The organism is Pseudomonas sp. UBA6699 (assembly GCF_002454615.1).
GTDB lineage: Bacteria > Pseudomonadota > Gammaproteobacteria > Pseudomonadales > Pseudomonadaceae > Aquipseudomonas > Aquipseudomonas juntendi.
The window spans coordinates 1-4893 of the sequence record NZ_DKJF01000067.1; the positions used below are offsets into that span (position 1 = coordinate 1).

Consider the following 4893-nt stretch of genomic DNA (forward strand, 5'->3'; position numbering starts at 1 on the left):
GCGATAGGGCCAGCACAGGCATTCAGATCCGCACATTCCCCCGCGGCCCGGCGATGGCCCAGATCACCAGGCCCACCACGGGCAGCAGTGCGATCAGCAAAATCCACAACACCTTGCTGCCCACCTCACTGCCGCTCTTAATCACGTTGAGGATGGCCCAGATATCCAGCGCCAGAATGATCAGCCCAACCAGGCTGTTGAATGTCGACCCCATGCTTTGACTCCCTTTCAAAGGCTGTGCTGCACAGCATAGTCAGCTATCACGGCAATAGAAGGGAATCCTTGGCGGTGGCGGCAGGTCCCTGAGTAAACTGCCAGCAGCCATTGAACCGAGGTCCGCATGCCCGTCGCACAGCCGCAAAGCCCTACCCCACCCTCGCTGCGCAACGCCTGGCGCCAACAGGTCGTGAATGCCCCGTGGCTCAGCGCCGGGCTGGCGCTGAGCCTGCTGGCGGTTTGTGCATTGCTGGCGGCCAGCTTCTGGAACGCGGTGAACGGCGACCATGCCGACAACCTGCACCTGGCGCTGCTGGGCGGGTTGTCCGGGTTCGGCGCCACGGCACTGGGGGCAGTGCTGGCGGTGGTGCTGCGCGATGTGAGCGCACGCACCCAGGACGTGATGCTGGGCTTCGCCGCCGGCATGATGCTGGCAGCCAGTTCGTTTTCGCTGATTCTGCCGGGGCTGGACGCCGCCCGCGAAATCACCGGCAGCGGCCCGGCGGCGGCGTTCACCGTGGTGCTGGGCATGGGCCTGGGCGTGCTACTGATGCTGGGCCTGGACCGCTTCACCCCGCATGAGCATGAAAGCACCGGCCCGTGTGGCCCCGATGCCGAGCGCATCAACCGGGTGTGGCTGTTCGTGCTGGCGATCACCTTGCACAACCTGCCAGAGGGCATGGCGATTGGCGTGAGCTTTGCCAACGGCGACCTGAACATCGGCCTGCCGCTGACCAGCGCCATTGCCATCCAGGATATTCCCGAAGGCCTGGCCGTGGCGCTGGCCTTGCGCGCTACCGGCTTGTCGAACTTCAAGGCTGCGCTGGTGGCCATTGGTTCGGGGCTGATGGAACCGCTGGGGGCGGTGATCGGGCTCGGCATCTCGACCGGCTTCGCCCTCGCCTACCCCATCAGCATGGGCCTGGCGGCGGGGGCGATGATCTTCGTGGTCAGCCACGAAGTGATTCCCGAAACACACCGCAACGGGCACCAGACGGCGGCGACCCTGGGGTTGATGGGTGGGTTTGCGGTCATGATGTTTCTGGATACCGCGCTGGGCTGAAGTTTTGGGTTGGCTGTACAGGCCCTCAGGCATGCACGGCAACTTTCAGCGCTTCAAGGGCTGGCTCGACCTTGATTCCCAGCTCCGCGCCCAGTTCCAGCACCCGCGCCAGGTCGTGCTGGCCCACCATCACCATCTGCAGCTCGTCATCCAGCAATTGGCTGAAGTTCAGCAGCACATAACCGCCGGCCTCCTTGTTCAGCGCGCCCATCTGCACCTGAATGCGGTTCAAGGCAGTCAGCGGCTCGGTGCGGGCCAGTTGTTTGGGCTTGAGGGTGAACGGCACGCTGTTGTCGAACGAGTCGCTGATCTGCTGGAACAGCGCCTGGTAGCTGTCGGCCTGGAACACCACGGTGTCCGGCAGGCTGCCCAGCACCACCCATTCGCCCAGCGGGATCGGGAAGGTGTCGTCGTAGTTGATATCAGGGTTGGCGGCGAGGAACGCGGCCGGGTCGGCGTAAGCCTGAGCGGCCTCGTCGGCGATGCGCTCGATGTCGGCCTCGCGCATGCAGCCAGCACCAATGAGGCTGATGAATTCGAGCAACTGAGTTTTCATGAGGGGGGCCTGCGGCGGGTGAAAGTCGCCAAGGATAGCCGCAAATGCCCCCAGGCCGTTAGCCGGCCTGCACTTGCAGGCGTGCTGCCGTATCCACCGCGCCCATGGTGCGCGCGGCCATCAGCGCGGTGGCCCCGCGGGCGTCCTGGCGCGCCGGGTCGGCGCCCTCGGCCAACAGGTAATCAAGGATCTCGCAGCGGTTGAACATGGCCGCCAGCATCAGCGCCGTGCGCCCATCCTGGGCCGCTGCGTCTACCGGCACGCCGTGCTCGAGCAACAGGCGGATCATTGCCAGGTCACCCTTGAAGGCGGCACCGGCTATCGGCAACTGGCCGTTGTCGTTGGCAATCAGCGGGTCGGCGCCGTGGGCCAGCAGCACACGCACTGCGTCATGGTGACCGTGGTAGCTGGCCAGCATGACCAGGGTGTCCCCTTTGTGGTTACGCAGGTTGGCCGGCAGGCCGCTGGCGAGCAAGCGCTCGAGCATCTCGGCATCGCCCTGGCGGGCTCGTTCGAACACCTGCTCGGCAAAGGCTGCGGTTTCGTCATCGGTCATGGTGGCGTGTGCGGCTTGGCTGGTCATCGGGAACCTCCTTGCGTAAATGATTGCCCAAGTGTTTGTCAGGCACGCAATTACGGTCAAAGGTTCATATTCTATTGCGCCGATAGCCAACGCCCGCTTCGTGCAAATTGCACTGTGCAAAATGCACGACCTTGCAAGCTGCACGGAAGCGCTTCTGCAAAAGCATCGCAAGCCACTGAATTTAAAGGACTTTCCATGAATTCAGATTCTGGCACGGTCACTGCAACTACCTACTCATGTCTGCCACACAACAGCCAGGAGTTGCTATGGACCTTATACAGCAAAAATTCGTCTCGGTATTTTCGGCCTACGAAGTGACCACCCAGGCTCGCCCGGACGGCGGCGTCCTGCTGACCCTGCGTGCGGCTGATGGCAAAGTGACCCGACGCGTACTGACCTATGGGCAATTGCACAGCGCTGAGCAGCTGTCGTGGGCCATCAGTGCCATCCGCCGGGACCTGGCTGAACAGGCCAGTGAGCTGCCGGTGATCTCGATGCTGCAGAGCCAGCAACGGTTTGCCTTGCCGACCTACCGCTGAATGCTGTGGAGATAACACAGCCCTAGGGTCTGCGTAGTCGAGCGGGGAACTTGTGTGGGAGCGGGCGTGCCCGCGAAGAATCCAGTGACATGGCTGGCACCGGCTACACCGGTGTTCGCGGGCATGCCCGCTCCCACAAAAAGTCCGGTGCAGGCATTACAACTCGTCAATGCCCAGAAATGCCCGCGCACTCACATCTCCGGTGAACCTCGCCTGCGCCCCCTGCTCGCTGCCGTACAAACGCAAGGCCAGGCAGAACGGCGCCTCACCTAGCTCCACCCAGCGCCGCGTGCCAGCCGGCACGTGCAATTGATCGCCTTTCTCGCACAACACCGAATACACCCACTCGCCCACCCGCAGCCCCACTTGCGCGCGCCCGCTGATTACGGCGAAAACCTCGTCGGCGTCATGCACGTGTTCATCGCGCACATCAACCTGCGCCAGGTCCTGGCCGTCACGGTTGAGCAGTACGAATGCCTTGCTGCCCTGCGCGGTCATCAGCTGGTCCAGGTACGCGCGGCACGCCGCCAAAACCTCGTCCTGCGCAGTGCCTGGGCGCACCCGCACACCAGGTTCGGCATGCTCGAAACGCACGCCGTGTTCAGCCAGGGTTGCGGCGATGTCATCGTGGTGGGTCAACACTTTGTGCGGCAATGCCGGGCTGGCGGTGTGGAAAACGCTGAGAATGCTCATCAGGGGCGGGTCCTGGTCGGTTGCGAACAAAGGCCAATGATAACGGCTGCAGCCAAGGCTGCGGCACTGGCCATACCAAAGGTGAAGCTGGGCCCCAGCAGTTTCCAGCTGTAACCCGAATACAAAGCCCCCAACGCGCCGCCGGTACCCGACAGCGCGGCGTAGAAAGCCTGGCCCTGGCCCTGCTGGCGAGCGCCGAAGCTGGCCTGCACGAACGCGATGCTGGCGGCGTGGAAACAGCCGAACGTGGCCGCATGCAGCAGTTGGGCGAAAACCAGCACCGCCGGCTCGGCCGCCAAGTTGCCCAACAGCAGCCAGCGCACGGCGGCCAGCAGGAAACTGGCCAGCAACACACGTTGCACGCTGAAACGGGCGAACAGGCGGCTCATGCCCATGAACATCAACACCTCGGCCACTACCCCCAGTGCCCACAGCAAACCGATGGCGCCACGGCTGTAGCCCAGGTGTTCCAGGTGCAGGGTAAGGAAGGTGTAGTACGGGCCGTGGCTGAGCTGCATCAGCGCCACGCAGGCATAGAAGGCGATCACCCCGGGCGCACGCAGTTGGCGCAGGAAGCCGCCGGCAGCGCTGCGCTCGCCCTGCTCCACCGGCTGGGCATTGGGCACCCATAGGCTGGCGGCGACGATACCGCCCATGATGATGACCAGCGCCAGCGGGTAGATGTCCAGGCTCAACCACTCGAATACACGGCCCAACCCCACCACGGTGAGAATGAAGCCGATCGAGCCCCACAGGCGCACCTGGCTGTAGCGTGCCGTTTGCCCATGCAGGTGGGCCAGGGTGATGACCTCGAACTGCGGCAGTACCGCGTGCCAGAAGAACGCATGCAGGGCCATTACCAGCGCCAGCCAGGCGTAGCTTTTGCCGAAGAACACCAGGGAGAAGCTGGCCAGCGTGCACAGCGCACCCAGGCGCACGATCAGCAGGCGCTGACCGCTGCGGTCGCCCAGCCAGCCCCACAGGTTGGGGGCAATGCAGCGCATCAGCATAGGGATGGCCACCAGCTCGCCGATGCGCGCCGGGCTGAAGCCCAAGTGGTCGAAGTACAGGGCCAGGAACGGCGCGGTGGAACCGAGCAGGGCGAAATAGAACAGGTAGAAGCTGGACAGGCGCCAGTAAGGGATGGGTTGCATGGGGTGGCCTTGTTGGGGGCCTGTAGCGGCCCTATCGCTGGCAAGCCAGCTCCCACAGGTATCGCATCAGGGCTGACAGGTGTTTGTCA

Annotated in this window: 7 protein-coding genes; 2 read left to right on the forward strand and 5 right to left on the reverse strand. The window is 63.9% G+C overall.

Annotation, left to right across the window (positions count from 1 at the left end):
- Positions 1-22: 22 nt before the first annotated feature.
- The gene (locus B3361_RS13080) at positions 23-214 is read right to left on the reverse strand and encodes a PLDc N-terminal domain-containing protein (RefSeq protein WP_009683250.1); all 192 of its coding nucleotides are present in this window, start codon (positions 212-214) and stop codon (positions 23-25) included.
- A gap of 126 nt (positions 215-340) precedes the next feature.
- Here B3361_RS13080 and B3361_RS13085 point away from each other — a divergent pair, with 126 nt between their 5' ends.
- Positions 341-1279, forward strand: coding sequence for a ZIP family metal transporter (locus tag B3361_RS13085; protein WP_009683249.1), 939 nt, complete (start codon positions 341-343; stop codon positions 1277-1279).
- 25 nt (positions 1280-1304) lie between these two features.
- Here the strand turns inward: B3361_RS13085 and B3361_RS13090 are convergent, their stop codons facing one another.
- On the reverse strand, positions 1305-1835 hold the full coding sequence (locus B3361_RS13090; protein WP_009683248.1) for a hypothetical protein: 531 nt from the start codon (positions 1833-1835) through the stop codon (positions 1305-1307).
- A 58-nt stretch (positions 1836-1893) separates the two neighbouring features.
- Positions 1894-2418: an ankyrin repeat domain-containing protein gene (locus B3361_RS13095; RefSeq protein ID WP_054881728.1), complete on the reverse strand. Its 525-nt coding sequence runs from the start codon at positions 2416-2418 to the stop codon at positions 1894-1896.
- Between the two features lie 266 nt (positions 2419-2684).
- On the opposite strand from B3361_RS13095, the gene B3361_RS13100 reads away from it, so the two are divergent.
- On the forward strand, positions 2685-2957 hold the full coding sequence (locus B3361_RS13100; RefSeq protein WP_009683246.1) for a DUF3509 domain-containing protein: 273 nt from the start codon (positions 2685-2687) through the stop codon (positions 2955-2957).
- A 156-nt stretch (positions 2958-3113) separates the two neighbouring features.
- Here the strand turns inward: B3361_RS13100 and B3361_RS13105 are convergent, their stop codons facing one another.
- Both B3361_RS13105 and B3361_RS13110 read right to left on the reverse strand, forming a co-directional pair.
- A complete protein-coding gene (locus tag B3361_RS13105) occupies positions 3114-3650 on the reverse strand; it encodes an oxidase (RefSeq protein ID WP_054881727.1) in 537 nt (178 codons plus the stop codon).
- Positions 3650-4804 (reverse strand): MFS transporter, encoded by a 1155-nt coding sequence (locus tag B3361_RS13110; protein ID WP_054890616.1) that lies wholly within the window; start codon positions 4802-4804, stop codon positions 3650-3652. Before B3361_RS13110 ends, B3361_RS13105 begins: the two co-directional genes overlap by 1 nt.
- Positions 4805-4893: the final 89 nt, after the last annotated feature.